This window comes from Chryseobacterium gambrini, from assembly GCF_900156825.1.
In the GTDB taxonomy this organism is placed as follows: domain Bacteria; phylum Bacteroidota; class Bacteroidia; order Flavobacteriales; family Weeksellaceae; genus Chryseobacterium; species Chryseobacterium gambrini.
In genome coordinates this window covers 179,659-205,175 of sequence record NZ_FTOV01000006.1, presented here as the reverse complement: position 1 = coordinate 205,175, position 25,517 = coordinate 179,659, and the positions used below count along the sequence as shown (strand labels likewise).

Sequence of the window (25,517 nt, the reverse complement as noted above, 5' to 3'; positions counted from 1 at the left end):
AGTTAAAAATCTTTGACAAAGTTTAAGTTAATTTCTTTTAAGTGATACTGTATAAAATTTTCACGGTCACCAAATAGCTCCAAAACATCCTTACGCATAATGTTAGTTTCTGCATTGGAAATTATTGCGGGATAAGATGAAAACTTATAAGTATGAAAATTTTCTGGATTTTGATGAATGTATACAATTAAATTTCTAAGATAATCATCAGAATCTATATGTATTGTTTTGAAAGGTGACTCAAAAATGGGTCCGCTTCTTTGATATACTTTATTAAAAGACTGAGTATAGCTGCTAATCAATTTGCCAATGGCTTTACTGAAAAACCCATCTTCGGAATGGAGTCCACTCTTTTTTTCAGAAAAAGCTATTTCTTCGACAGACTTTACTTTGAGAAGAAAATGAAAATGATTTGGCATTAAACAATAAGCATAAATATCAAAATAGGGAACTAAATATACTTTAACCTTCTGAAGAAAATAATTATAATTTTCATTACTTAAGAAAGTTAGTTTAGAATTAATTCCTCTGTTAAAAATAAGATAAAACTTATCTATTTCCAAATGAGTTCCCCTTATCTCCATGGTTATGTTTTTAACTTTGTCAAAGATTTAAACTTTGACAAAGTTCTATATTATTAATTGTTATTTAATCATTGTGTGTTCCTATACTTTCTATTTCATTGTCAACAGGCAAATGCTTCCAATAATTTATTAATACAGTTGGAACTATCACAAATAATAAATTAAAAAATATATAAGATAATAGAAATCTTGTGGGATCAATAGCTTTTTGATATCTAACGACAAAAAATATTGCATGAAAAATAATCATAAAGAACAAAGAGATATTTAAGTAAATAAACATTTTCCTTGACTCTCTAAAAATACTTATAAAAGTAATAACCAATAATGGAAATATTAAAAAATACAATATATAAATAGGTATCTTAATTTGAAGATATTCTTCCTTTAATCCGTAATCCATTAAAAAAAGATTAAACATATTGTATGCAAAAAATATTATCCAACAGAATACAAAAACAATTGTAAAAAAATAAGCAAACTTATTTTTCAATATCCTTTCGTCGTGAAGCATAACTTATCCCATAAACTCCAACACCGCATCCGTAATATACTTCAGCTGCTCATCATCCAGTTCCGTATGCATTGGAAGAGAAATTACCTGATCTAATAATTTATCCGTATTCACAAAATCGGCATCGTTACTTTCCTGAAAATAGGCTTTTTGCTTTCTTAAAGCTACCGGATAATAGATCATTGCCGGAATTTCCTTTTCAGCTAAGAATTTTTGCAAATCATTACGCTTTCCGTTCAAAATTCTCAATGTGTACTGGTGGAAAACATGAGTAGAATATTCCGCTCTTTTTGGTGTTAAAATATGTTCATGTCCGGCAAAAGCTTCATCATAATAATCTGCGGCTCTTCCTCTTGCTTCGTTGTAATTATCCAGATGCGGAAGTTTTTTTCTCAAAATAGCAGCCTGAACACTGTCTAATCTTGAATTTACACCAACCTCATCATGATAATATCTTTCGTACATTCCGTGGTTTACAATTCCTCTTAAACGGTGCGCCAGATCATCATTATTCGTGAAAATTGCTCCTCCGTCTCCATAGCATCCTAAATTTTTAGAAGGAAAGAAAGAAGTCGTTCCCACCGTAGACATGGTTCCCGCTTTTTTTATGGTTCCGTCTGAAAAAGTGAATTCGGAACCGATTGCCTGTGCGTTGTCTTCAATAACATATAAATTATGCTCTTCAGCAATCTTTAGAATTTCTTCCATATTCGAACACTGTCCGAAAATATGTACCGGAATAATCGCTTTTGTTTTTGGAGTAATGGCTTTTTTAATCGCCTCTGTTGAGATGGTAAAAGTATCATAATCCACATCTACCAAAACCGATTTAAGTTTAAGCAAATGAATAACTTCCACCGTTGCCGCAAAAGTAAAATCTGCTGTAATAATCTCATCACCCTCCTTCAGATCAAGACCCATTAAAGCAATCTGAAGTGCATCTGTCCCGTTTGCACAAGGAATAACATGTTTTACGTCCAAATAAGACTCTAATTCATTCTGGAAAGACTTTACTTCAGGACCGTTAATGAAAGCCGCTGAATCCATTACATTTAAAACTGCATTATCTACTTCATTCTTTATTTTGTAATACTGACTTTGTAAGTCAACCATTTGAATCTTTTTCATAAATAAATATTTCTGTAAAAATAAGGAATTTAAAATCCCTTCAAAAATTTTATTGATTTTGTTTTATCTTTATACAAAATAAATACATGAAAAAAACTTTACTTTTTTGTCTTTTAGCAGGTTACTCTGTCAGTTTTGCACAGACATCGCTTGTTTTTGTATTTTTTAAGGACAAACCGAACAAGGCTGCTTTTTACGCAAATCCGTTGTCTGAATTATCCCAAAAATCCCTTAACCGCCGTACTTCGTTAGGAATCGCGCTGAATGATCAGGATGCTCCGATAGAACAGACTTATATTACCAATATTCAGAATTTAGGATTCACCGTAACCGATTACTCAAAATGGCTGAATGGGGTTGCCGTAAATGCAACGCCGGCTCAGATTGCCACGCTTCAGGCGCAGAATTATGTACAGTCTGTAGAAAGTTTTGCCAGAAATTCTTCGGGAGGAACAAAATTAAGCCATCAGAATAAGTGGGATAATCCAACAGATCCCGCCAATAAAAATTTAACCACTTTTGACTATGGTTCAGGCTCTGCACAGATCGACCAGATCAATCTTCGTCCGCTTCATTTGGCAGGATACACAGGAACAGGAGTTACCATTGCCGTGATTGATACAGGATTTCCTTATGTAAATACAGGTTCTGCTTTTTCAAGATTGTGGACCAACGGACACATCAAAGGCGGATATGATTTTGTAACCAAAGGCACAGACATTTACAATACTTCGCTTAACAACCACGGTTCTGCTATTTTGGGAGCAATCGGAGGATATGTTCAGGATACTTTTGTAGGTTCCGCTCCGGATGCGGATTTTTATCTGTACCGAAGCGAAAATGCAGCAATAGAAATTCCCGAAGAAGAACTGTACTGGATCGAAGCTGCTGAAGAAGCCGACCGAAAAGGCGTTGATATGATTACAACATCTTTAGGTTATGGTACTTTTGATGATCCGAAATACAACTACACTTACGCCAACCTGAACGGAACCACTTCCTTTATTGCAAGAGGAGCCGAAATAGCTGTTAACAAAGGAATTTTCACATTATTTGCAGCAGGAAATTCAGGAGCTCAGACGTGGCATTACATTCTAACTCCGGCGGATAATGCAAAAGTCTTTACCATCGGAGCCGTAGATTCTTCCGGAGCTTCTTCTACATTCTCATCTTTCGGTCCGAATTCTGCGGGGGTTATAAAACCCGATGCAAGTGCAAGAGGAACCACCGCAACCAGTGTTACCAATAACAATTCGACAATTTTGGTCAGCGGAACATCTATTGCCACTCCGATTGCAGCGGGAGGTGTTGCCTGTCTGATTCAGGCTTTCCCGACAATGAACAGAGATTTAATGAGGGATAAATTAAGGCAGAATGCATCGCTTTATCCCAATCATACCGATCAGATGGGATTTGGAATTTTAAATTTCGGAGGTCTTTACAATAACGTTTTAAGCACTTCGGAATTAGTAAGGAGAAACAACGTTGCCATTTTCCCGAATCCTGTTAAAAATATTCTGAATGTGGCGTCAGAAAGTGATATTTTATCTTTGGAAGTTTACGATAACTTAGGAAGATTCATTACAAAAACCAATAATCAAAAATCTATAAAAGTCGAAGATTTTGCAAAAGGTGTTTATTACCTGAAAATCCAGACGAAGGATAAAATTTACTACGAAAAATTCATAAAAGAATAAACTGAAAAACCTCTCAATGCGAGAGGTTTTCTTATTATTCCCGAAGGCTGAGCGAAGCCGAAGCCTGATGTCTAATTGCAAATCATCATTCAGTAAAATCTAAGCAAAATGTTTATAGATTCTTCATTCCGTTTCACTGCATTCAGAATGACACACGGATTATTTATTATTAAGCCGAATTTCTGCTCGCATTAATATTTCCGAATAAAGAACGCGTCACCAGTTTTCCGTAGGCTTCCAGATCACCTTCTCCTTTCTGAATTTTCATTAATGCATATTGCTGAATACTCAACAAAGGCAAAACAATTTTCTCGCGGATTTTCACCGATTTTCTGGAAAGCGGATCTTCTTCCTGAAGCATTTTAAAGCCTGTTAATTCCAGCATGATATTTTTGGAAAGATTGTATTCATCAAACAGAACATTCCAGAATGCACCGAATTTCGGGTTGTTTTTAATATAATACGTCAAAGGAAAATAGGTCTTGTTCATACTCATCATCGAGTTTAAAACCAACGTTTTAAAGAAATCCGAACCTCTGTACAATTCTCTTACTTCATCAAATCTCCCCTGTTCTTTCAATTGCTGCATCGCAAAACCAAATCCGAAGAATCCCGGAACATTCTGCTTCAACTGCGACCATGATCCAACAAAAGGAATCGCTCTTAAATCTTCAAATTTAAGCTCACTTCCGCCGCCTCTTTTGGACGGGCGGCTTCCGATATTTGTTTTTCCGTAATATTCGAGCGTACTCATTTCCTGAAGGTAGGGTACAAACATAGGGTGCGCTTTCAGATCTGAATATTTTTTATAACTGATTTCAGCCAGTTCGATGATTAACGACCTTTCTTTTTCAGTTAGTTCTTTTTTCGAATTTTTGAAAACATCATTCTCCACTCCTGCTGTTAAAAGTTGCTCGAAATTATATTTTGCCTGTTCTTTATTTCCGAAAATACTCGTAATCGTCTGTCCCTGAATCGTTAATTCAATTTTATTGTTCGCAATGGTTTTCCCCTGTGAAGCATAGAAATCGTGGGTTTTTCCGCCTCCTCTTGCGGGAGGTCCTCCTCGACCGTCGAAGAACACGACCTTAATTCCGTTTTGCTCGGAAAGTTTCGTTAACACTTCTTTGGCTTTATAAATTTCCCAGTTGGCTTTCAGATAACCGCCATCTTTCGTTCCGTCTGAAAAACCAAGCATAATCGTCTGCTGATTTCCTCTTTTTTCCAGATGTTTTTTGTAAACAGGATTCTGGTACAATTCGTTCATTACATTCTCTGCGTTGGCAAGACCTTCCATTGTCTCGAAAAGCGGAACGATATCCATATTGATTTCTTCTTCCTGATAACCGCAGACTTTAAAAAACGCATACACATTCATTACATCTTTTACCGCATCGGAATTGGAAATAATATAACGGTTCATTCCTCTTAAACCGTTCAACTGCTGGATTTCTGAAATCTGGGAAACGGCGAGCAAAGTATCTTTTACAATATCTTCAAAATCATCCGGATTTACTTTTTCAGTAACCTGAATTAACTTATTGAATTTTTCTTCGTGCGTAGCATCAATGGCTCCGAATACTTTAGCAAAAACCTCATCAATCACTTTCTGATGGATTCTGCTGTCCTGCCGAACATCCAGAGTCGCAAAATGCGTCCCGAAAATCTTCACACGGTCTTTGAAATTCACCAACTGATCAAGGAACAATGAATTGTGCTGCTCCACGAGGATTTTTTCGGCTTCTTCCAGTCTTTTGATAATATCATCTGCCGTAATTTTTTCATTTCTGAAAATCGCGGAATACAGTTCGTTGCTCAGTTTTGTTAAAACCTCCGAAACGCCTCTGAAACTCAATCTTCTTCGAACCGATTTCAGGTTGTTGTAATAAGCTTTTAAAATTGCAGTATGTAGTTCTTCCGCCACTCTTTTCGTAACATCCGCCGTTACAAAAGGATTTCCGTCGCGGTCTCCTCCCGGCCAGAAACCAAGCTGGATCAGATCTTCATGTAGGTGAAAATGATCGTTTTCAAATGTTGTTTTTATTTTCGTGAAAAGTTCTCCGATGGTATCGTAATATACATATCTCAGATAATAAATGATACTCAACGCTTCATCAATCGGAGTCGGTTTTTCTTTATTGACAAACGGTGTTTTCCCCAACTGCTGCAAAAGCATATCGATATTCGTGATAGAATCGGTTGTAATGGCATTTCTGAGATCGTGAAGAATTCTCTGTACAGAATTCGGGTAAAACTGTGTCGGGTGCGCCGTAAACACAATTTTAATGGCAAAATCTTTCAGTTTTTCACGCACTTTTTCCAATTTATGATCCTGAAGCGAACGTTCGTACATATTGGTTACCGTTCCGTTATCACTTTCGGAATGCAGGTTCGGAAATGCAGCATCCTCAATACTATCAAACAAAACCACCTGTCTTTCAATATATTGGATAATTTTGAAAAGCAGTTCTGTTTTCTGTTCTTCAGTCTGCAGATCGGTATGATTTTTAAAGAATTCTTCAACGATTTCTTCAGGCGTTTTTCCGGCGTCGTAGCCGATTTTGCTTTCTTCACAAAGGAATGGAAGCAGCATCCCGATATTCGTCATTTTATCATAAGGCAGGCTCATAAACAATGAATTGTAGATCTGGAACTTATTTTCCACGATCTGCCTGAATTTTTCTGCGCGTTGGTCGTGTATCATATAACAAATGTAGGGGATTTTGGGTGGAATTCAAATGGTGTTTATCTTAAAATTACTGGTAAATATTTTTAATTATTAATATAAATGTTTAAATTTGAAAATATTAGCAATTTAAGAAAACTTAATGTTAAATTCAGATTTAATAACAATATCTTTTCAAAACAATACATGGTCAAATATCAGTAAAGAAATTACCATAAAAAAAGCATTACAGGAAATTAAAGACGAAAAATACAAATCAATAATTTCCGAACTGAGAAATGCTTTGGAAAATGGGAATGATGATTACTATAATATAAACAAAAAAAGACTTCCTGCTGTAACATTTTGTGCAACATTTAAAAACAATAGAATAAAAGCTAACTTAATAAAATATAATAATGTCATCGTTATTGATATTGATAAGTTAGATAATGAAGAAATTATTAAAAACTACACCAATCTGTATAATGACAAATTCATTCATTCATTTTGGAAGTCTCCATCAAATAAAGGCTATAAAGGATTAGTTTTCCTTAATTACAATATAGAATTTAGCAAATATGATATAGATTTTTTACATAAAACAGCGTTTTTAAAACTATCTAAATATTTTGATGAGAAATATAACATCATTTTAGATAAAAGCGGAAATGATATTACTAGATTATGCTTTATGTCTTCTGATCAAAACATAATTATAAAAGAAGAATTTAATTTTTTTGAAATTTCCGAAAATGATATAAGTTTTAAAGCTGAAAATATTAAAACTAAAGATTCAATAGGTATAAAATATGTAAGTAATAGAGATGCGTTGTTCAATCCAAAAGATAGAAATAATCCTTATGAAAGAATGCTTATGTCTAATATCATTAAATATTTATCAAGAAAAAAACTATCTATAACAAATTCTTATGAAGATTGGTCTAAAGTCTCTATGGCTTTGGCTAATTCTTTTACTTATGATATAGGTCTAAAATACTTTCTAAAATTAAGTCAACTAGATCAAGAAAAATATAATGAAATTAATGCTACAAATTTTTTACTAAATGCTTATGAAAATCAAAAAGGATTAATAAATTTTAGTAGCATAATTTTTTTAGCAAATCAAAAAAACTACAAAACTAAATATCAAAAGAGGAGTTCCGAAGAGGGTGAAGCAAAAACTTCTTCCTAAATCTTATTCTCATAACAAAGTCCCAGAGAAGTTATAAAAGGGCATTTGACTATATGTCAGTATCTTTACAATATGCGAAAGCATTTACCGGAATTCCTCTTTAACTATAACATGAAAAATTTTAATTATTTTTTCAATGAGGACACTATTATCAAAGCTGTCTTTAAATTAAGAGTCAAATTAGCCAGAAGCAGATCCAAGAAACATCTTTTACATCTTTTAACATCAAATCAAAAGTATAATTATAATAAAAAATCTGAACAAAAAAATGATTTTGAAAAATACAATTATGATTTGATTAAAAAATTACAAGAAATAACACCTCCTCGAAAAAAATGGGTTGATTTAGGTTCTGATCACAGAAAAAAAAGAAATTCACAAGAGACTTTAGCAACACCATATAAAAATTTTTATTCTCTTATAAAAACTTATAAAAAATATAAAGCTAAAAATTCTCAAGATCAATGGTTCATAAATCTTAATAATTTTGTTTCCGAAATATTAGAAAATGTAATTCGTGAGGATTACAATATAATGGCTCCGATAGTATTTCCTAAACTTAAAGATAAAAAAATATACAACGATATTAATGTATGTCGTCCTATATGTATGTTTTCTCTTAAGGACAGAATTATACTAAGCATTACAAATAAGTTTTTAACTCAACTTTTTGATAGTTTTTTCGAGGATTCATCATTTGCATTCCGATCAAAAAAAAATGTAAAAAATTTAACCGTCTCACATCATGATTGCATAACAAATATTTTAGAATATAGAAATAAACATTTAAATGAAGATTTATTTGTTGTAGAATGTGACATGGAAAAATTCTATGACACAGTAAATCACAAAATTACTTTAAACCTTTTTAATCAACTTATAAAAAAATCTAAAGAAAAATACCCCTCATTAAAACTAGATGTTCCAATAAACATTTTTAAAAAATATTTAGATTGTTATGCTTTTAACTTTAATGTTCCATCATCTGAAGACGAAAATTATTGGAAATCATATAATATAGATAAAGGGTTATTTAAATGGATCGATGAAAATGAACTAAAGAAATATTACACAGAAAAAGATGAAGTTAGACTCGGAGTTCCACAAGGTGGAGCATTATCAGGTTTAATTGCAAACATTTATTTAAATGAAGCTGACATTAAATTAAATAATAATAAAATTTTATATCAAAGGTTTTGTGATGATATGATTATCATTTCAAATAAATTAGAATATGTAAATACCGCAAAATTAGTTTATATAAATGCATTACAAAGTTTAAATTTATTTCCGCATAATTTCAGAGAACAAGACGAATTACTTACAATAAATGAAAATAAATTAAACTTTAAAAATTATTGGAAAGGTAAATCAAAAGGACCTTTTAAATGGAATTCAATTGAAAACGGGGGAATACCTTGGATTGGATTCGTTGGATACGAAATAGATTATAAAGGAAATATTCGTGTTAGAAAAAGTTCATTAAAAAAAGAACTTAACAAACAGAAAAAAATAACCCAAGAAATTACTAATGTTATCAAAACACATAGAAGAAAACCTATTGGTACAGCTTCAGAATCCGCAATCAATAGATTGATAGGAATGTCTGTTGGAAGAATTAAAATGCATAATTTTGAGATGATTTCTACAGATTTGTCTTGGAGAAATGGCTTTAGAGAATTATTTAATAATCCTCATTCAAAAAAACAAATTAATTTACTAGATATGAGGAGAAAAAAACAATATTATAGATTATTAAAGAAAATACAAATAGAAGAAGAAAATATCTCTGAAAATTCTAAAAGACAAATAATTAAATATGATAAACCATTTAGTTATTTTTATCAAATTTTAGAAAGAAAATAATTAGTAATTAAGTATTTGAATAAAAATTTATATTTTATAATTTTCTTAAATTACAATCTTTAATTTTACATTTCACACCAATCTGAATCCCATGAAAAAAATACTCTTATTCCTACTTCCCCTTCTCCTTTTCTCCGCCTGCGGCGAAGACTGCTACAACGCGCCACAGCCGATCGCTTTTAAATTTGTGGATTCCAACGATGTGAATCTAATAACGGACGGAACGCTTACCAATTATTCGGTGAAGGAGGAAAACCAGACCAATATTCAGCTTACGAAAACCAATGATGATATGGTTATTCTGGAAAATGTGGGCGCTTACAACGGAACGAAAAATTATACGTTTACTTCCAATATAAAAAATTTCACTTTTACGATCCAGTCGTCGGAATTTAAAGGCGGTTGTAATGGTTTTCAGATCAACAAACTCACGTTTACTGGCATCGGAATTGATGTGAAAGACGAGAACGGCTACTACAAAATTATTTTCCAGTAAATTTCTGTTCGCTACATTTGCAAAAACAAAAGAATGAAAGTATTATTTCCTGTTTTACTGCTTTGCTCAGGTTGGGTATTCAGCCAGAAAACCGTTCCTGAAGACTTCAAAAAAATTCCAGAAATCCTCGACAATACAGAACTGCTCTACCCTTTTATCGTTCCGGATAAAAAATACGAATACTGGAGCGTTCTCAGAAATAATCCCGATCCCGATAAAGCCATTATTTACGAAAGCCAGATGCCTGATCTGATGACGTTGAATGATCCTGCACCGGAAAAAGGATTTTTTCAGAAATGCATCGGAGAAAATTGTTTTTCTTACGTTTTAGCCTGTGAAAAAAGCCGGTCGAAATACTTTTCAAACGAACAGCAGCTAAGAGATTTTATCGGATTTGTAGACAATCTTCCGGAAGCTATTTTAATTGCCAATACTTTCGGATATACGGTTGACAGCGCCAATCAACTGGGAAGTTCTTATAAAATTGACAATCAGCATATTTCACTATATCTTTCAAAATCTAAAAATAATTCTGAAACTAAGGAATCTTTTTTCATTAAAATCAATAGAAAAACAGGAAAATTAGAGGTAAAAAGTAATGGAGCTTATTAAAGTTTTTTTGTCATTCTGAATGAAATTTTGCGAAGCATTATGAAATGAAGAATCTATTCATATGAAGTTTTTTGAGATTTTTCGGCTCCACTTCGTTGCGCTCAAAATGACAGCGTTGTAGATTGAATGAAAGAGTATTTTAAACACAAAGTCACATAAGATTTTAAAACAATTTCTAAGCTTTATATCAGAACACATTAGTTTGTGAAAATCTTTGATTTTCTTCTTATGTGAACTTCTAAGTATTTAATTAAACTAAACTTATGTGACTAATGTGTTATATTAAAAAACTGTCATTCAGAATGAAATTTTGCGAAGCAATATGCAATGAAGAATCTATTCATATGAAGTTATTTTAGATTTTTCGACTCCACTTCGTTGCGCTCAAAATGACAGTGTTGTAGATTGAATGAAAGAGTTTTTTAAACACAAAGTCACATAAGATTTTAAATCATTTTAAACTTTATATCAGAACACATTAGTTTGTGAAAATTTTTGATTTTCTTCTCATGTGATCTTTTAAATGATTAATCAACAAAATTCAACAGTTTTAATAAATAGCAATCATTATAATTTTAAAACTTTCTTAACTCAGTTTTCAGTAAGCAATGCGTAAATTTGACTTAAAATAAATTTAAGAACAATGCTTAATTTCGAACTAAAAAATCCAACCAAAATACTTTTCGGAAAAGGTGAAATTGCTAAAATTTCAAAAGAAATTCCTGCAGACGCCAAAGTTTTAATGATTTACGGAGGCGGAAGCATCAAAAACAATGGTGTTTACGATCAGGTAAAAGAAGCTTTAAAAGGTCATGAAGTGCATGAATTCGGCGGCGTTCCTGCCAATCCGGAATATGAAGTATTAATTAATGCTTTAAGCTTTATCAAAGAAAATAATATTACTTTTCTCTTGGCTGTCGGAGGCGGATCTGTGATCGACGGAACGAAGTTTCTTTCCGCTGCAGCAAATTATGATGGAGAACCATGGGAAATCCTTACGAAACCTGTAAGAACTTTTGAAGGGGAAGGAATGCCTTTCGGAACTGTTCTTACGCATCCTGCAACCGGTTCTGAGATGAATTCGGGGTACGTGATTTCGAGAAGAGAAACCAACGAAAAATTGTCTTCGGGAGGTCCGGGATTATTTCCTCAGTTCTCGGTTCTGGATCCGGAAGTGGTGAGATCCATTCCGCAAAGACAGATCGTTAATGGTTTAACGGATGCTTATACTCACGTTTTGGAACAATATATGACGGCTCCTTCTTCGGCAGATCTTCAGGAAAGAATTGCAGAAAGTATTCTGATCAGTTTACAGGAAACGGCTCCGAAAGTTCTGGCGGAGGAATTTGATTATGATGCAGCCGGAAATTTCATGTGGTGCTGTACAATGGCTCTGAACGGACTGATTCAGAAGGGTGTGATTACAGACTGGGCGGTTCACGCAATGGGACATGAACTTACGGCTTATTTCGGGATCGATCACGCAAGAACTTTAGCCATTATTGCTCCGTCTCATTACCGTTATAATTTTGAAACCAAGAAAGGTAAACTGGCTCAGTATGCAGAAAGAGTCTGGGGAATTAAGGACGGAACGGTTGAAGAAAAAGCGGAACTGGGAATCAAAAAACTGGAAGAATTTTTCCACAGCCTGAATATTGATACGAAGCTTTCTGAATATACGGAGGATTATAAAGGAACTGCTGAAAGAGTGGAAAAAACTTTTACTGAGAGAAACTGGCTTGGTTTGGGAGAATACAGAAAACTGACTCCTCAAGATGCGTCTAAAATTGTGGAAATGAGCTATTAAAAGCCGAAAGCTTCAGATCCGAAGATGGAAGTTTATTGCTATGCTGTAAAAAATAAAACAGACAGGAATAAACTTTCACCTTACAACTTTTATTCCAATTTGCTTTTTCTGTAATCAATCGTTTAAAAATCCTTAATTTCATTAGAGATATTTCAAATTTATTTATATTTTAGCATATTCTTAAATTTGTAAAAATGAAAAAACCATTACTTTTATTTGCCTTTTCAGCGTTAGCGCTTACTTCATGTAACGATGATGATATCCAGGGTTATGAAATGGATATGATGAAAGGTGATTGGAAGATCAGTAAAAAAGAAACGATATCAGGAAAAGACGATAAATTTGTAATTGATACGCATGTTCCAACAGGATGTTCCGTGAATGACAAACTGGAGTTCAGAACAGATTACTACACCTCGTTTACTACTTATGGAGGAACAGGAACAAACTGTAATGTAGTGGCAAAAGTAGAAGGAAAATATGAGTACAATTCTGAAACAAAGGATTTAACCGTTACCTACACCGGGAACAGTGCTGTGAAGTACAGAATTGTAGTTCTTACAAGCTCTGAAATGAGAATAAAGCAATTGTCCGGCAATATAGATCAAGACGGCGATACGATACCAGATGCAGAATACGTAACGTATAAAAGATAAAAAAGAAAACTCTCGAAAAATTCGGGAGTTTTTTCTTGAAAAGAAAATTTTAATATTCAACTAAAATTATTAAAACAATGAAGAAGATTTTTTCGGCATTTCTGATGCTGACTTTTGCCCTGTTTTTTGCACAGGAAAAACCGATGTTCTGGCAGGACATCCAAAATTTTAAGAAACTGAATCTGGAAAATCCTCCTGCTGAAAACGCAATTCTTTTAGTAGGAAGTTCGTCTTTCACGAAATGGACGGATGTTGCGAATTATTTTCCGGATAAAACCATCATCAACAGAGGTTTCGGAGGCTCAAGATTAACGGATCTAAATGATTATGCAGAGGATCTTTTAAATCCTTATCAACCCAAACAGATCATCATTTACTGTGGTGAGAACGATTTTGCCGACAACGATAAATTGAAAGCCGATGTTGTAGTGGAAAGATTTAAAACATTCTACAAAAAAATCCGTGCAAAATTCCCGAAAATCGAGGTAGATTATATTTCCATTAAATATTCTCCGAGCCGCGAAAAGTTATGGCCGCAAATGAAGGAAGCCAATAAAAAGATTGCCGATTTCATGAAAAAGCAGCCGAATGCAGCGTTTATTGACATCACAAAGGTAATGCAGGATACAAACGGAAACGTGAGAAAAGACCTGTTTGTGGAAGATATGCTTCACATGACGCCGGAAGGCTACAGATTATGGACTTCTGTGATGAATCCTTATATGAAATAAAATGAGAGAATCTACCCGAAACCTTCCCATTTTCAAAAAAGCGCAGGAAATCTATGAAACTCTAAAAGTGATAACAGATTTATTTCCTGAGGATAATGATTATCTCCAGACACTGAAATCGCATCTTCTTGAAGACAGCATGATTATTCAGGCAAAAATATCCGGTGCGGAAGCCGTAAAACTGTATGACATTAAGATGGAAAATGCAGCGATCATAAGAAAAGCAGCAAGAAGCATTATGGTAAGCGGAAATACACTCGAAATGATGGGATTTACAGATGCAAAGTATTATACGATTATCAGAAATCTTACTGAAGAATTCAGGCTTTTATTTGTCGACTGGGTTTCAGGATTCAATCCTAAACATTTTATTGTTGATAATTGGGGATTGTTTAATCCTCCGGGAATTTCGCATGATTATGTTCAGCGGGATGACGAACTGAATTTTCTTGATGAGGATGAGGAATAAAAATGAGCTGTTTCAGTATTGAAGCAGCTTTTTTGTTGATAAATTAATTTAAACTTATAGCTGGAATATGGATTTATTTAAAGTATTCAAACGTCTGCAAAGAAAAAAATCTTTGATTTTTTAAACTTATGTGTTCTTTTTTTCCACTTAAATAACTAAAGTGTTAAAATCTTTTGCATCTTTTGCGGTTAAAAAGTTTAAACAAACTCGATGATTATTTTATTGAAAGATTTTGTGTGAAAAGTTTTTTTCCTTTTCTTTGCAGCCTTAAAAATTAGTTTAAACCATGAAAAAAATCTTATTTCTTGCTATTTCAGCAGGTTTTCTTTTCACAGCCTGCAAAAGTGATGATGACGATGTTTATGCATCTGTTGTAGGAGTCTGGAAGCCATCCAGAGAAATGGCAGTTTCCGGAAAAAACGGAAGTACTATTTACAATGATCCTTCTTCAAGCTGCTACAAAAAAAGTACATTTGATTTTAAATCGAACAATACAATGGTAAGCAACATTTTTGATGATGGAATGAGCGGAAATTGTGAAAATCTGGGAACAGACACTTCTTCTTATTCTTATGACCCACTAAACAAACAGATCGTTATAGACGGCGAAGCCAGTGAAGTTCTGAAGCTTACGAATAATGAAATGCATATTGTTTCGGATTACAGTGATGAAGACGGAGACGGAATCGATGACAAAATAGTTCTGATTTTAACCCGATAAAAAGCAAACTCCCGAAAAATTCGGGAGTTTTTTTATTTCTTTCTTTTGGATTTAGATATTGATTTCTGCTGCGCTCTGTTGGCTCCAAATTTTTTGGGAGCTTTTCTTTTGGAAGGTCCGCCCCAGTTTTCTTTGGTATTTTTTGCTTTCTTTTCATGAAATGCACCTCCACCGTCATTCAGTTTAACCTTCACAGGATTTTTCATGATTACCGTTTCTTCTTCCGAAGCAATCTTTTTAGGATTGATTTTAACTTCTTGCGGGAAATCGATGTATTTCAGTTCTTTATCCATCAATAATTCGATGTCGAGAGCTAAAGTTTTCTCTTTCTTGGTAACGAAAGTTATGGCTTTACCATCTTTGTCTGCTCTACCCGTTCTACCGATTCTGTGAATATACTGCTCCGGAATATCGGGCGTTTCAAAATTGATAACGTGCGTAATGTCTGAAATATCCAGACCTCTTGCCATGACATCTGTTGTGATAAGACCTCTGATTTCTTCATTCTCAAAACGTTTCATCGCTTTTAGTCTGTAGTTCTGCGATTTATTGGAGTGGATCACATCAAACTGTTCAGGAAAAAGCTCATCAATTTTTGTAAATAAAAGATCTGAATTCTTCTTATTATTGGTGAAAATCAAAACTTTAGACATATCGGCATCTGTTTTCAGCAAATGCTCTAGTAAATTAATTTTGGTATTAAAATTTTCTACTTTATAAGCGGTCTGATCTATTTTTTCAAGCGGCGTTCCGGATTTTGCCAGTGAAATTTCAACAGGACTGGCAAAATACTCATCCAACATTTCGTCTACAGCTTCCGTCATGGTAGCAGAAAAAAGAATATTCTGTCTTTTTTCTCTCATCATTTCAAAAATGTGCGTCAACTGTGGTCTGAAACCCAGATTCAGCATTTCATCAAACTCATCAATAATCAGTTTCTGAACTTCCTTTAAAGAAATGGCATTATCAATTGCCAAATCCATTACTCTTCCGGGAGTTCCCACCAGAATATCGCAGCCATCATTAAACAATAATTTTTGGGTGTTGATGTTTTTTCCACCGTAAATCCCTATCACTCTTGCAGTAATATTTTCTGTTAATTTCTCAACAATTTCAGCTACCTGAACCACCAATTCTCTTGTAGGAACTAAAATAACAACCGTAGGATTTCCTGTTTTATTGTATTTCCAGGTTTTAAGAACAGGTAACAGATAAGCCAGTGTTTTTCCGGTTCCCGTCTGTGCAATTCCCATCACATCACGCCCGGAAAGTATCGGTTTAATACTTTTTTCCTGAATCGGAGTAGGTTCAAATAAATTAAGATCCGCTAAAACATCAAGAATTTTAACCGGAAGGTCAAAATCTGCAAAAGTGAGTTTTTCCATTTTGCAAAGATAGAGAATTAATTTTTGAGAAAAATAAACCTAAACTTTCATGCTTAAATTATTTATACAGCGGTATTATCTTCTAATAAGTTTAAAAGCCATATCTCTTCCGTAACCCTGCATAATGGCAAGATTGATCCACGAAAGTGCAAATTTTTCCAGCAGTTCTACTTTATCTGCTTTTCCAAAATCTATACAGGAAGCGAAACCACAATCTAAAGCCAGTTTTTTGACAATTTCTTTTGCTTTTTCGCTGTCTCCCGCCATAAACATATCAATTCCTTCACCATTGTATATCGGATCAAGCATATTTTCAAAACCTGTGGTGTTAAAACATTTTACGATTTCTGCGTTGGTTTTATCTGCCAAAGCGTGATATACTGTTTTATAAGGTTCCGGAGATTTCATTACGGCATTGGTAGCATCAATAATGACTTTTCCCGAAACATCGCCTAACTGTTCGATCACTTCAAAAATGGCAGTCGGAGGTGTTGCGACAAGAATTACTTCACACTGCTTCACCGCATTTTCGATCACCGCAAAACGATCTTCCCCGATTTTTGTTGCAAGGGAAATATTTTTTTCACTTAAAGGAAACTGCGCTCCTATCAAAACGTTATGCCCCGCTTTTATCCACTGTTGAGCCAAAGCTCCGCCTACATTTCCGGAGCCGATGATTGCTATATTCATACTTTTAGTTTAACGTGAAATTTACGGTAATTTTTGCATTCAGCAGTTTAGAAACCGGACAATTGGCTTCAGCATCTTTTACCAGCTCTTCAAATTTTTCAGCTTCAATTCCGGAAACTTTTGCTGCCAAAGTAATGTTAGACTGAGTGATGCTTCCGTCTTCCAGAACGATTTCACAATCAGTTTTCAATTCATCTGCCGAAAAACCTGCAGCTTGCAGATTAAACGCCAGTTTCATACTGAAGCAACCGGCATGAGCTGCGGCAATCAGTTCTTCAGGATTCGTTCCGATTCCGTCTGCAAAACGGGAATTAAAACCATATTGGGTTTCGTTTAAAACGGTACTTTGTGTTGTAAGATTTCCTTTTCCGTCTTTTCCGGTTCCGCTCCACACTGCGGTTGATTTTCTTTTGATCTGCATGCTATTTTATTTAATCAATCTTAAACTGTAATAATTATTTACTTAAAAGTTCTACTACTAATTCTGCCGCAGCCGCTCCCGAATTCTGCTGTTGTCCGGTAATTAAATTCCCGTCCTGAATAGCGTATGAACTAAACGGAGCCGCAACTTTGAATGTTGTTTCCTGTAATTTTCTAGCTTCTTCTTCAATTCTGTAAGGCTGAATTTTCATTCCGACCGCCCGATCTGCAAATTCCTCTTCTGCGTCAGCAAAACCTGTCCATGTTTTTCCTTTTACTAGTAATTCACCGTTTGATTTTTTAGCTTCCAATAATAAAGTGGTTGAATGACAAACCGCTGCGCTCGGCTTTCCGCTTTCATAGAAACTCACAAATAATTGTTCCAAATCTTTATTTCCTCTGAAAGTGTACATCGGTCCCTGTCCGCCAACCAAGAAAACAGCGTCATAGTTTTTTGCATCAACTTCGGTTAGTTTCTTTGTATTTTCAAGCATTGCTTTAAAGTCAGGTTGCTGCATATATCCTAAAGAAATTACATCGTGTGCAGAATAACCGCTTTCATCCAAAGGGTTGGAATAGCCATCCATTTCCAGTTTTCCGCCTTCTGTTGAAGCCAGTTCCACTTCGTAACCTGCTTCCTGAAAAACTCTCAAAGGATGAGTTAATTCTGCTGCCCAGAAACCGATTGGCCAATTGGTTTGTTTACTCACACTTGGCGAACTTGCTACCATCAGAATTTTACCTTTTACGGGAGCTCCGTGAAAATGAACATAGCTATTTACTTCATTTACTTTTTCCATTTTTTGTTTTTTTTTGATTTTAAAATTTTTAATTTTGATGAAACAAAGATAATTCTGAGTAAGAAAGAAAATGAATAATGGCTATCTTTGTAAGGAACTCACAAAAATGTAAGTATGCCTGATTTTGTATCGGATAAGCACCTTTTTCACAATCCTGTAGAATTTGCCATGAGCAAAATAGGTGGAACCTATAAAATGCCTATTCTCTGGCGTCTGAAAGATAAAGCATGGCGTTACTCGGAATTAGCCAACAGTATTCCTCATATTTCAGACAGAATGCTTTCTAAAAATTTAAAAGAATTGCTGGAAGACGGTTTTATTTCCAAAGAAATATTTCCGGAAGTTCCCCCCAGAACAGAATACAACATTACTGAGCGCGGTAAAAAAGCTGTAGAAATTATTTCAATTTTAAGAAATTACGGATTTGAGCTGATGAAAGACTTCGGCATTGAAGAAAAATAATTTAAGTCCGTTACTTCATTTAAAGCAGCGCTATAATTTTGTCAGCTTCCCGAATTCCGCTTAAGTAAGCACCGTGAGCGGTTGAAAAATAATCTGCTTCCGTGTGTTCTCCGGCAAAGAAAAGTCTGTCGTTTACCTCTTCTGCCAAATCATCGAAATGAGACATTTCTGTACCGACTGCCGTATAGGAATAGGAACCGAAAGAATTTTCATTATTCTGCCATTTGGTACGAAGCAAATTTGAAGGATTCGGAATGCTGTTTCCGTAAATATCTTTCAGATGACTCATAATTTCTGAGATAATTTGAGAATCAGACATTGTTTCCGTCTGTCTTGCATAATCTGCATATGCAAAAGTCATTAACGCATTTACATTCGGATGGAACTTTTTTACATTCACAAAATAATTGAATTTATCCCTTTTTTCCGGTGTGTAAGAAATATACTGTACATCATCCCAAAAAGCGGTGTTCCATATTAAAAGAAATTTATTTACACAGTTCATTCCCACTTTTTGGATAGCGTTTTGCTTTGCAGCAGGAAGTGAAGGAAGAAATTCAATTTTATTGGCTTTTAAAACACCCAGCGGAACACTTACAATCACATAATCTGCCTCCGAAATGATTCCGTTGTGTGTTATTTTTATTTTGGTATTGCTGTAATCTATTTTGGTGACTCTTTCGTTAAATTTAACATTAAGTCCGGAAGCTAAGAAATTGGCAATCGTATCATAACCATTAGTTGCTATTTTTTCTGCCCCTCCGAATTCTTCTCCTTCATCATACAGCAATGATGAAACTTTATCCAGATCGCCCCTGTCGAACGTGAAATAGGTAGACAGGAAAAATTTCCATAACCTGTCATTAAATTTAGCCGGATATAAATTTTGGAAAACGGTCTGAAAGCTTTGCGCAGGGTTACCGTTATTTTTTAAAGCAGCAAGAATATTGTAATACTCAGCTTCTATATTATCAAATACAGTATCGCTACGGAGAATTCCGCCAATATCATAGGATTTTCTGCTGTCATCAAGCGTTTCAAAAGTCTGCATTCCTGCCTGCTGAGCCAGAGTTGTTATCGGATTTCCATTGATTCCGTGAATCCAGCTTGCTCCCTCATCAAAAGGAATTCCCAGACTTCGGTTGGTTCTCAGTCTGCCTCCCACTTTTTCCTGTGCTTCCAAAACCGTCACCTCAAAGCCTTTTTCTTTCAATTTTTTGGCTGCAGCAAGGCCTGAAATTCCCGCTCCTATAATGACAACAGATTTTCCGTTAGGATCATCAGCTTCATCCTCAGAAGAAGCGCATGAGTTTGCCAGTAAAGAAGGCGCTAAAAATATCAGGGGAAAACCTGCTAAAGTATTCTTAATAAATTTTCTGCGTTGCATTTGTATTTTTTTTTGAATAACAAATATATTCAATTTTAAATCTGTTTTTCACAGCACGTCAAAAATTTTAATAAGCTCTGAATAATTTTTCAGTTTTGAAATTACTTCCTCGTTACCCTCAGTAAAATAACAATTACAAGAAATATTGAAAAGATAAATCCTAAAACTGCCACCAAAGACAATTCTCCGATTCTTGGCCCCGATTCAGAGGAAAACACAATAGCCGTTGCAATGATATTTGCGCCTAAAACCATTGCCAAAATAAGATTGATAATGCTCGATTTTATCAGTTGATTCGTCTTTTCTATATTTTTGATTTCACTGGAAACAGTGAATTTGTTTTCGTCTAATTTCTGTAAAACGGAACGCAGCTCTTTGGGAATTTCGTCTACATTATCTGTAAACATAAGCATTCTGTCCATTCCTGTTTTTACAATATTTTTCGGGCTTATTTTTTTGGTAAATATTTTTTTGGTGTAAGGATGAAGGCTTTTTACAACATCCAGATCCGGATTTATGGTTCTTCCCACTCCTTCGATAAGGCTTATTCCTTTAAATAAAAGATAAAAATAATCCGGCATCTGAAGACGGTTGTCTTTCAGAACATCTTTCATTTTATTGATGATGACCTGCGCATTAATTTCTTTCAAGGATGAGCTGTGAACGAAATTCAGAATATCTTCCACATCATTTTCAAATCTTCTTTCATCCGGAATCTCATAACTGATCGCCATTTTTTTCAGGTATCGGACAATTTTATGTGGATTTTTGGCAACAAAACTTACAATAAGATTTTCAAGGACTTCTTTATCATTCGGCGGAATTTTCCCGACTGCACCGAAATCTATAAAAACCACTTTTCCATCTTTTTTCACCAAAATATTTCCTGCGTGAGGATCTGCATGGAAAAAACCATAGTCTAAAATCTGGGAAACAAAAAGTCTGAGACCCGTTTCGGAAATGTTCACGGGATCAATATTATATTGTAAAAGAGTTGCTGTATCCGTTACTTTAATTCCATCAATAAACTCCATACAGAGTACATTGTTGTTGGAAAATTCTTCGTATACTTTCGGCACATAGGTTTCTTTGCTGTTTTTAAAATTTCTTCTGAACTGCAGGATGTTTTCCTTTTCATTAATCAGCGAAACTTCTTCGAGCAAAGATTTTTCAAACGTGAAAATTGCCTGTTTCAGATTGAGCTTCTCTCCTATTTCGGAATAGGAAGAAACAAGCTTTTCCAGATCTTTGATAAGCAGTAAATCGTCCTCAATCACAGACTGAACATCCGCTTTTTTGATTTTCAGAATAACTTCTGTACCATCAATTAATGTTGCTCTATAAACCTGCGCAATAGATGCAGTTGCCAAAGGAAGGTTCTGAACCTGAGCAAAATGATCTTTTACCGAATTACTGAATTCGTTTTCCAATATTTCTTCCACGTTCATTTCAACCGTTTCCACTTTATCCTGAAGTTTTTGCAGTTCCTGAATAAGTTCCGGCGGAAGAAGGTCTTCTCTGTTGCTGAAGGACTGTCCGAGCTTCACAAAAGTAGGTCCCAATTCTTCCAAAACGAGCCGGATTCTTTCGTAAACAGTTCCTTTTGAAACTACTTCGTCGGAATTGGAGAGAATTTCGTCTTTAGTTCCGCCATTCATTCTTGCCAACATATCTTTAAAACCGTATTTGCTTAATACGGAAATTAACCGGGCAGATCTTTTTAATTTTCTTTGCTGTTTATCGAACATATTCTGAAATGTAGTTGCAATTTAGTTCAAAAATTGTTCCTATTGGTAATAATTAATTTTCTATTTTAAATCGCTTTTTTTATAATTTGCCTTTCAGTTTGTCATTCTAATCGAAGTGCAGAAGGTTGAAGAATCTATATTAAATGCAAAGATCTCGAAGATTTTATTTAAAATGATTGAAAATATTTTTCGTTCGCAATGGCGTTTTACTCAGCAAATGATAGCAGTGTTATGCAAGTTTTTCGTATTCCAAATTTTTGAATTAAATTTCATTAAATACGATTTGTCATCCTGAAAGAAGCGCAGCGGGTTGAAGAATCTATATTAAATGCAAAGATCGCGAAGATTTTCTTTAAAATGATTGAAAATATTTTTCGTTCGCAATGGCGTTTTACTCAGCAAATGATAGCAGTGTAATGCTAATTTTTCTTATTGGAAATTTTTGAATTAAATTTCATTAAATACGATTTGTCATACTGAAAGAAGCGTAGCGGATTGAAGAATCTATTCTAAATGCAAAGATCTCGAAGATTTTATTTAAAATGATTAAAAATATTTTTCGTTCGCAATGGCGTTTGACGACTTCGAATCTTCGATTTCATTCAGCAAATGATAATAAAGCTGTTCAATCTTTTCAATTTAGTTTGTCTTTTCTCAGGAATCTAAACTTAGTATTAGAAATATAATATTGAAAGATTTGCGCTTAGATTTCTAAAGAATGACAAACTCTGTGGTTATTTTCTGCTGTTTAATTAAGTAACCCATCCTAGCCTCGATAGAAACGACATCCTTTTGGGTTGCGGCTGGAGCATAAACCGGAGGTTTACGAACGTAGTTCAGGAAGCCGTAACCCAAAAGATACAGTGGATAGCGGGAAAAAGCTCTAAATGAATTTATTACATTTTTTTTCTTTAACTTTACAATGACAAAATATTAAAACCAACGCTAAAAAATTATTAAAATGAAAAATTTAAAGAAAGTTTCAAGAGAAGAAATGAAAAGTATTGCAGGTGGCGGATTAGTCAGAAACTGCTCGAACAAATGCTGTCCTGATGACGGAAAACCGAGATGTCCGGGATTGATCTGTCTGGCTGTATTATGTCCAAACTAGATTTCTTTGTGAAAAAAATAAAACGGGACGCTGTAGTAGCATCCCGTTTTTTTATTTAAGATAAGTTTCGTATAAATCTTTTCTCCTGTCTTTCATGACCTGAACTGAACCGTGATGATGGAGATCTTTCAGTAAATTTAAATCGACATCTACAATTAATGTCATTTCTGTGTTCGGGGTTGCCTCTCCTTTCACTGCATTGGACGGAAACGCAAAATCCGAAGGGGTAAAAACCGCAGCCTGACCAAACTGAATATCCATATTATTAACTCCGGGAAGGTTTCCTACGCAACCTGCAATTGCCACATAACATTCGTTCTCAATCGCTCTCGCCGCCGCGCAATGGCGAACACGCATATAGGCATTCTGAGTGTCCGTAAGATAAGGTACGAAAAGAATTTTCATTCCCTGATCGGCTAAAATTCTTGGAAGCTCCGGAAATTCAACATCATAGCAAATTACTAACCCTATTTTTCCGCAGTCGGTATCGAAAACACGGATTTCGTTTCCGCCTTTCATTCCGTAATATTTTTTCTCGTTGGGTGTGATGTGGATCTTCCTGTATTCGTCTACTCTGCCGTCTCTGTGAAGAAGGTAACTTACATTGTAGAGATCATTATTTTCGAAAACCGGCATACTTCCGGAAATGATATTGACATTATAACTGATTGCCAAATCGGAGATTTTCATCTTGATTTCTTCGGTTAATTTCGCCAGTTCAATCATGCTGTCTCTCTCCGAAAGTTTGTTGAAAGGAGCCAACAAAGGGGTATTGAACAGTTCCGGAAAGAGAACGAAATCTGCTTTATAATCTCCCATCACATCGACAAAAAATTCCACCTGTTCATAAAAAGCATCAATATCTTTAAAATGTCTCATCTGCCATTGTACTAATCCCAAACGAATGATGCTGTCCTGCATGGTGTTTGGTTTTTTGCTGTAATAAATGTTGTTCCACTGAAGCAAAACTGCATTTTCTTTAGAAGATTCGTCTTCAGGAAGATATTTCTTTAAAACCCTGATTGGCAAAAAGTTATTAGACAACTGAAAAGATAAAACCGGATCGTAGATTTCTTTATCCCGAACTCTGCGGATGTATTCTCTTGGAGATAAATCGCTGTGTTTGTGGTAATTTGGAATTCTTCCGCCTAAAACAATAGACCTCAGATTTAATAATTCACAAAGTTCTTTTCTTGCATCATACAATCTTCTTCCCAATCTCAATTCTCTGAATTCAGGATCTACAAAAACTTCGATCCCATATAAGACATTTCCTGTTGAAAGGTGGGTGTTAAAAGTATAATTTCCCGTGATATCGCTGTACGTGTGATCGTCGCCAAATTCGTCATAGTTCACAATAATGGAAAGGGCAACTGCTGCGAGTTTTCCGTCTACCGTAATGCAGATTTGTCCTTTAGGAAAAATTCGGGTAAGTTTTTCGATACTTTTTTTAGACCAGACGTATTCCGACATTTGGGGATAAGCACGTCTCATCGTTTCTACCAACTCATCGTAATCCTGAACTGTCAGGGTTCTCGTTTCTATTTGCATTTGCAGTAATTTTACTTAAATTTAGTGAAAAATAACAAAATAGCACAAATGGATGTAATATCTAAATATAAAATACTGTTTGGGAAAAGAAGGGTACATCGAACACAATTTAAAGCAATGTCTTCTGCACTTCCAATATTAGATTGCTTTATGGTAGAATTTAGATCTTTCCATCAATCTGAATCACTGTTTAATATAATAAACCTTCATAATTTGCCTAATAAAGAAGAAACACATTATGTAACACAAGGAATGATGCTTGCTAGAATTTCTTATGAACAAACATTTTTCTATCAAGAGGATGCTCACTTTTATGAGAATAAAGAATGTAAACCAGACCTTATCCTTCCCACGAAGGACTTTAAAGAAATTATTTTAGAATGGAGAAAACATTTACAACGTAATTTATTTCTAGAAGACAAAAATTTAACTTTAATGAAAAACCATTTAGATTTTTTTTATGAATATAAAAATGACATAAAAATATATTTTGTAAAATCGATCCAACCATCTTATCAATTAAGCCAAAATCTTGCTATTTTTCTTAACAATACTCAACCTGAAAAACTCTATGAAATCATTCAGTACATTGAAATGGGAATTGAAACTGTATTTGAATCAACAGATTCCAATCATCAGCTAACCCTAACCATTAGTAAGAGGTATTCATCAATACAAAATATTTATCAAAAAGAAGATGTCTATAATATTTTCACTTATCAATTAAGAGAAATACTAAGGGAATGGCTAATTCATATTGACTATGGCCATTTTGGAAAATTAAGATTTACATAAAATTCATTTTTGAAATTAGCCATTTTA

At 34.4% G+C, this 25,517-nt stretch carries 23 protein-coding genes; 13 read left to right on the top strand and 10 right to left on the bottom strand.

Annotated elements, in window-relative coordinates; all coding sequences use genetic code 11:
- Positions 1–2: 2 nt before the first annotated feature.
- On the bottom strand, positions 3–584 hold the full coding sequence (locus tag BW951_RS13090) for a transposase (RefSeq protein WP_076393528.1): 582 nt from the start codon (positions 582–584) through the stop codon (positions 3–5).
- Between the two features lie 517 nt (positions 585–1,101).
- Positions 1,102–2,226, bottom strand: coding sequence for a DegT/DnrJ/EryC1/StrS family aminotransferase (locus BW951_RS13080; RefSeq protein ID WP_076393524.1), 1,125 nt, complete (start codon positions 2,224–2,226; stop codon positions 1,102–1,104).
- A gap of 86 nt (positions 2,227–2,312) precedes the next feature.
- On the opposite strand from BW951_RS13080, the gene BW951_RS13075 reads away from it, so the two are divergent.
- Positions 2,313–3,923, top strand: coding sequence for a S8/S53 family peptidase (locus BW951_RS13075; RefSeq protein WP_076393522.1), 1,611 nt, complete (start codon positions 2,313–2,315; stop codon positions 3,921–3,923).
- A gap of 169 nt (positions 3,924–4,092) precedes the next feature.
- On the opposite strand, the gene BW951_RS13070 is transcribed toward BW951_RS13075, so the two are convergent.
- Positions 4,093–6,627: a phosphoenolpyruvate carboxylase gene (locus BW951_RS13070; protein WP_076393520.1), complete on the bottom strand. Its 2,535-nt coding sequence runs from the start codon at positions 6,625–6,627 to the stop codon at positions 4,093–4,095.
- 124 nt (positions 6,628–6,751) lie between these two features.
- Between BW951_RS13070 and BW951_RS13065 the strand changes: the two genes are divergently transcribed.
- The 9 genes from BW951_RS13065 (at position 6,752) to BW951_RS13025 (ending at position 15,141) form a co-directional block, all read left to right on the top strand.
- Entirely contained in the window at positions 6,752–7,783 is a 1,032-nt protein-coding gene (locus tag BW951_RS13065; protein ID WP_084196432.1) for a BT4734/BF3469 family protein, read from the top strand.
- Between the two features lie 111 nt (positions 7,784–7,894).
- On the top strand, positions 7,895–9,649 hold the full coding sequence (locus BW951_RS13060) for a reverse transcriptase domain-containing protein (protein ID WP_175608817.1): 1,755 nt from the start codon (positions 7,895–7,897) through the stop codon (positions 9,647–9,649).
- Positions 9,650–9,740: 91 nt separating this feature from the next.
- Complete coding sequence (locus BW951_RS13055; protein ID WP_076393516.1) at positions 9,741–10,145, top strand: hypothetical protein; 405 nt, start codon at positions 9,741–9,743, stop codon at positions 10,143–10,145.
- Between the two features lie 33 nt (positions 10,146–10,178).
- Complete coding sequence (locus BW951_RS13050; RefSeq protein ID WP_076393514.1) at positions 10,179–10,757, top strand: hypothetical protein; 579 nt, start codon at positions 10,179–10,181, stop codon at positions 10,755–10,757.
- 643 nt (positions 10,758–11,400) lie between these two features.
- Positions 11,401–12,564 carry an iron-containing alcohol dehydrogenase gene (locus BW951_RS13045; protein ID WP_076393512.1) on the top strand — a complete coding sequence of 388 codons (1,164 nt, stop codon included), beginning with the start codon at positions 11,401–11,403 and terminating at the stop codon, positions 12,562–12,564.
- Between the two features lie 194 nt (positions 12,565–12,758).
- Complete coding sequence (locus tag BW951_RS13040; RefSeq protein WP_076393510.1) at positions 12,759–13,220, top strand: lipocalin-like domain-containing protein; 462 nt, start codon at positions 12,759–12,761, stop codon at positions 13,218–13,220.
- A 77-nt stretch (positions 13,221–13,297) separates the two neighbouring features.
- Entirely contained in the window at positions 13,298–13,951 is a 654-nt protein-coding gene (locus BW951_RS13035) for a GDSL-type esterase/lipase family protein (RefSeq protein WP_084196431.1), read from the top strand.
- Position 13,952: 1 nt separating this feature from the next.
- The gene (locus BW951_RS13030; protein WP_076393506.1) at positions 13,953–14,420 is read left to right on the top strand and encodes a hypothetical protein; all 468 of its coding nucleotides are present in this window, start codon (positions 13,953–13,955) and stop codon (positions 14,418–14,420) included.
- 286 nt (positions 14,421–14,706) lie between these two features.
- Positions 14,707–15,141 carry a lipocalin family protein gene (locus tag BW951_RS13025; protein WP_076393504.1) on the top strand — a complete coding sequence of 145 codons (435 nt, stop codon included), beginning with the start codon at positions 14,707–14,709 and terminating at the stop codon, positions 15,139–15,141.
- A 32-nt stretch (positions 15,142–15,173) separates the two neighbouring features.
- On the opposite strand, the gene BW951_RS13020 is transcribed toward BW951_RS13025, so the two are convergent.
- The 4 genes from BW951_RS13020 to BW951_RS13005 all read right to left on the bottom strand — a co-directional run bounded on the left by BW951_RS13020 (position 15,174) and on the right by BW951_RS13005 (position 18,436).
- Positions 15,174–16,526, bottom strand: a complete 1,353-nt coding sequence (locus BW951_RS13020) for a DEAD/DEAH box helicase (RefSeq protein ID WP_076393502.1) — start codon at positions 16,524–16,526, stop codon at positions 15,174–15,176.
- A 75-nt stretch (positions 16,527–16,601) separates the two neighbouring features.
- Complete coding sequence (locus BW951_RS13015; protein WP_076393500.1) at positions 16,602–17,216, bottom strand: NADPH-dependent F420 reductase; 615 nt, start codon at positions 17,214–17,216, stop codon at positions 16,602–16,604.
- A gap of 4 nt (positions 17,217–17,220) precedes the next feature.
- On the bottom strand, positions 17,221–17,631 hold the full coding sequence (locus tag BW951_RS13010; protein ID WP_214591061.1) for an OsmC family protein: 411 nt from the start codon (positions 17,629–17,631) through the stop codon (positions 17,221–17,223).
- A gap of 40 nt (positions 17,632–17,671) precedes the next feature.
- On the bottom strand, positions 17,672–18,436 hold the full coding sequence (locus tag BW951_RS13005) for a type 1 glutamine amidotransferase domain-containing protein (RefSeq protein WP_076393496.1): 765 nt from the start codon (positions 18,434–18,436) through the stop codon (positions 17,672–17,674).
- Positions 18,437–18,550: 114 nt separating this feature from the next.
- Between BW951_RS13005 and BW951_RS13000 the strand changes: the two genes are divergently transcribed.
- A complete protein-coding gene (locus BW951_RS13000) occupies positions 18,551–18,898 on the top strand; it encodes a winged helix-turn-helix transcriptional regulator (protein ID WP_076393494.1) in 348 nt (115 codons plus the stop codon).
- Positions 18,899–18,917: 19 nt separating this feature from the next.
- Here BW951_RS13000 and BW951_RS12995 read toward each other — a convergent pair whose 3' ends face one another.
- Positions 18,918–20,285 carry a flavin monoamine oxidase family protein gene (locus tag BW951_RS12995; protein WP_076393492.1) on the bottom strand — a complete coding sequence of 456 codons (1,368 nt, stop codon included), beginning with the start codon at positions 20,283–20,285 and terminating at the stop codon, positions 18,918–18,920.
- A gap of 101 nt (positions 20,286–20,386) precedes the next feature.
- Positions 20,387–22,033 carry an ABC1 kinase family protein gene (locus BW951_RS12990; RefSeq protein WP_076393481.1) on the bottom strand — a complete coding sequence of 549 codons (1,647 nt, stop codon included), beginning with the start codon at positions 22,031–22,033 and terminating at the stop codon, positions 20,387–20,389.
- Positions 22,034–22,994: 961 nt separating this feature from the next.
- Here BW951_RS12990 and BW951_RS22775 point away from each other — a divergent pair.
- Entirely contained in the window at positions 22,995–23,144 is a 150-nt protein-coding gene (locus tag BW951_RS22775; protein WP_165796727.1) for a bacteriocin-like protein, read from the top strand.
- A 51-nt stretch (positions 23,145–23,195) separates the two neighbouring features.
- On the opposite strand, the gene BW951_RS12985 is transcribed toward BW951_RS22775, so the two are convergent.
- Positions 23,196–24,695 carry a carbon-nitrogen hydrolase family protein gene (locus BW951_RS12985; RefSeq protein WP_076393479.1) on the bottom strand — a complete coding sequence of 500 codons (1,500 nt, stop codon included), beginning with the start codon at positions 24,693–24,695 and terminating at the stop codon, positions 23,196–23,198.
- A gap of 24 nt (positions 24,696–24,719) precedes the next feature.
- On the opposite strand from BW951_RS12985, the gene BW951_RS12980 reads away from it, so the two are divergent.
- Entirely contained in the window at positions 24,720–25,490 is a 771-nt protein-coding gene (locus BW951_RS12980; RefSeq protein ID WP_076393477.1) for a hypothetical protein, read from the top strand.
- Positions 25,491–25,517 lie beyond the last annotated feature (27 nt).